The 2,502-nt window shown below is 64.1% G+C and carries 3 protein-coding genes; all 3 read left to right on the plus strand.

The features are described 5' to 3' along the window. Nucleotides 1-115 precede the first annotated feature (115 nt). Nucleotides 116-802, plus strand: coding sequence for a DUF1007 family protein (locus AUC71_RS12170; protein WP_244500940.1), 687 nt, complete (start codon nt 116-118; stop codon nt 800-802). Nucleotides 803-843: 41 nt separating this feature from the next. Continuing rightward, nucleotides 844-1,890, plus strand: a complete 1,047-nt coding sequence (locus AUC71_RS12175; RefSeq protein ID WP_083238328.1) for a nickel/cobalt transporter — start codon at nt 844-846, stop codon at nt 1,888-1,890. Nucleotides 1,891-2,041: 151 nt separating this feature from the next. Further along, a partial coding sequence (locus tag AUC71_RS12180; RefSeq protein ID WP_083238329.1) for a type 1 glutamine amidotransferase domain-containing protein occupies nt 2,042-2,502 on the plus strand: 461 nt, incomplete at its 3' end.

The following is a 2,502-nucleotide window of genomic DNA, read 5'->3' on the forward strand; positions in this document are numbered from 1 at the left end:
CTGATCCCTCCTGCTTTGCTTCCGCCGAAGTCCCCCCCCGGCGTTGTAGGCACAGCCCCCAATCCTCCATATTTTCGGCTTAAGCACGCCTCTCACATTCGGGGGAGCTCAAGCCTTGCTGCAATCGACCCGACGCGGGCGCCAAGCCTTCTTGGCCGGTGCACTGATGGGAGCGGCCCTGCTCGGCCTCCCCTCCAGCGCCGGGGCGCATCCCCATGTCTGGGCGACCGTGCGGTCCGAGATCGTTTTCGGACCGGACCACAAGATGACCGGCATCCGGCATGCTTGGACCTTCGATGAGTTTTACTCCGCCATGGCGGTGCAAGGCCTCGATGCCGACGGCGACGGCGTCTATTCCAAGGAAGAACTCGATCCGCTCGCCAAGGTGAATGTCGACTCCCTCAAGGAGTTCGCCTATTTCACGTTCGTGCGCGCCGCCGGGAACGACAACTTCCTGCCGCTCGAGCCGCCGGAAGACTATTCGATCGACTACGACGGCACCCTCATCACCTTGCATTTCACCTTGCCGCTCCAAACGGCCGTCGATCCGGGCACCAAGGCGGTCACGGTCGATGTCTACGACCCGTCCTTCTTCGTCGCCTTCGGTTTCGCGGAGAAGGCGCCGGTGAAGGTTGCCGGCACGCCCGCCGAAGGCTGCACGGCGACCATGGAGACACCCGACCGCGAGGTTGCCGAGGCGGCCAAAGCCCTCAGCGAGTCGTTCTTCAGCCAGCTCGGGCCAGGCTCCGATTACGGCTCGCAATTCGCTCAGACCGTGACGGTGCAATGCGCCACTCAATAATTGGCGCGCGCATAGCGACAGGTGTCGGTCTCGCGCTGGCGATGCTGATTTTTGCGTCGCTCGCGGCCACGGCGCAGACCAAGCCGCCGGCTGCGTTCGGTGCTCCGCCTCAACAGCAAGCGGCGCCTCCCGGCTTCACGCCGCCACCGGCCTTCGTCGCGCCGAGCGCCGCGCCGCTGCAAGCCAAAGGGCCTCTCGGCAGCGTGCTTACTTGGGTGGCGCAAACCCAGCAGAAGATGCAGCGCCAACTGGCGACCGCCGTGAAGCGTCTCAAGCAAGGCAACGCTCTGGGCGCGGGGCTCTTCCTCGCGGGGCTGAGCTTCGTTTACGGCGTCGTGCATGCCGCCGGGCCCGGCCACGGCAAGGCGATCATCTCGTCCTACGTCATCGCCAACGAGGAAACGGTGCGCCGGGGCATTCTCATCTCCTTTCTGGCGGCGGGGCTGCAAGGGCTGACCGCGGTGGCGCTGGTCGGCATCATGCTCATTGCGCTCAACGCAACCGGCTTCCAAGTGAATGACTGGGTCAAGCAGCTCGAGACAGTCAGCTATGGACTGGTGTTTCTCGTCGGCTTTTATCTTTTGGTCACCGTGCTCATTCGTCTTTGGCGGCGCCGGCAGTCGCGCGAGGAAGCCGCGCACGATCACGGCCACCATCATCATCATCACCACGACCACGACCACGATCATGGCCACGACCATGAAAATTGCGAAGCCTGCGGCCACATCGTCGATGCGCGGGACATCGCAGGTCCTTTGTCATGGCGGAAGATTCTGGCCGTGGTGGTTTCGGTCGGGATCAGACCCTGCTCCGGCGCCGTGCTCGTGCTGATCTTCGCGCTGACGCAAGGCCTGTTCTGGGCCGGGGTCGCCGCGACTTTCGCCATGGCCTTCGGCACGGCCATCACGGTCGCGGCGCTGGCGACGCTGGCGCTCGGCTCGCGCGAATTGGCGTTGCGGCTCGGCGGCGGCAACGCGCGCTGGGTGGACGCGGTCTGGACCATATCGGCCATCGGCGGCGCGCTGCTCGTGATGATGCTCGGACTGTTGATGTTCGCCGCCTCGCTCGGGCCGACGCGTCCTTTCTAAGGTCTCGTCCGAGTTCGCGATTTTGCCTCCGAACTATTGGCGGGTTCACGCGTTCCCCTCCCAATCCCAAGCGTACGGAGGTCCCAATGTCCGATATCAGCGACAAGAGAATCATGATCTGGCCGCCAACGGCTTCGAGCAATCGGAGCTGATGGTGCCCAAGCAAAAGATCGAGGAGGCCGGCGCCAAGGTGGACATCGTGTCCCTCAAGGTCGGCGAAATTCGCGGCTGGCAGCACGGCGATTGGGGCGACAAGATCGACGTCGACCGCACGATCGACGCTGTCACCGTCGACGACTATGACGCGCTGGTCATTCCGGGCGGACAGATGAACCCCGATTTCCTGCGCGCCGATGAGGACGCCGTGGCGTTCGTGCGCGAGTTCTTCGACAGCAAGAAGCCGCTCGCGGCAATTTGTCATGCGCCGTGGGTGCTGGTGGAGGCGGGCATCGCCAAGGGCCGCACGATGACATCGTATCACTCCATGGCGACCGACGTGAAGAACGCCGGGGCCAAGTGGGTCGACAAGGAGGTCGTGGTCGACGAAGGCCTCATCACCAGCCGCAACCCCAACGATCTCGATGCCTTCTGCGCCAAGATCATCGAAGAGGT

This window comes from Methyloceanibacter marginalis (assembly GCF_001723295.1).
Taxonomy (GTDB): Bacteria; Pseudomonadota; Alphaproteobacteria; order Rhizobiales; family Methyloligellaceae; genus Methyloceanibacter; species Methyloceanibacter marginalis.

What these genes read in the sequence shown, in the direction of transcription:
- AUC71_RS12175 (WP_083238328.1), top strand. Translation starts at nt 844, where the DNA reads ATGCTGATTTTTGCGTCGCTCGCGGCCACGGCGCAGACCAAGCCGCCG.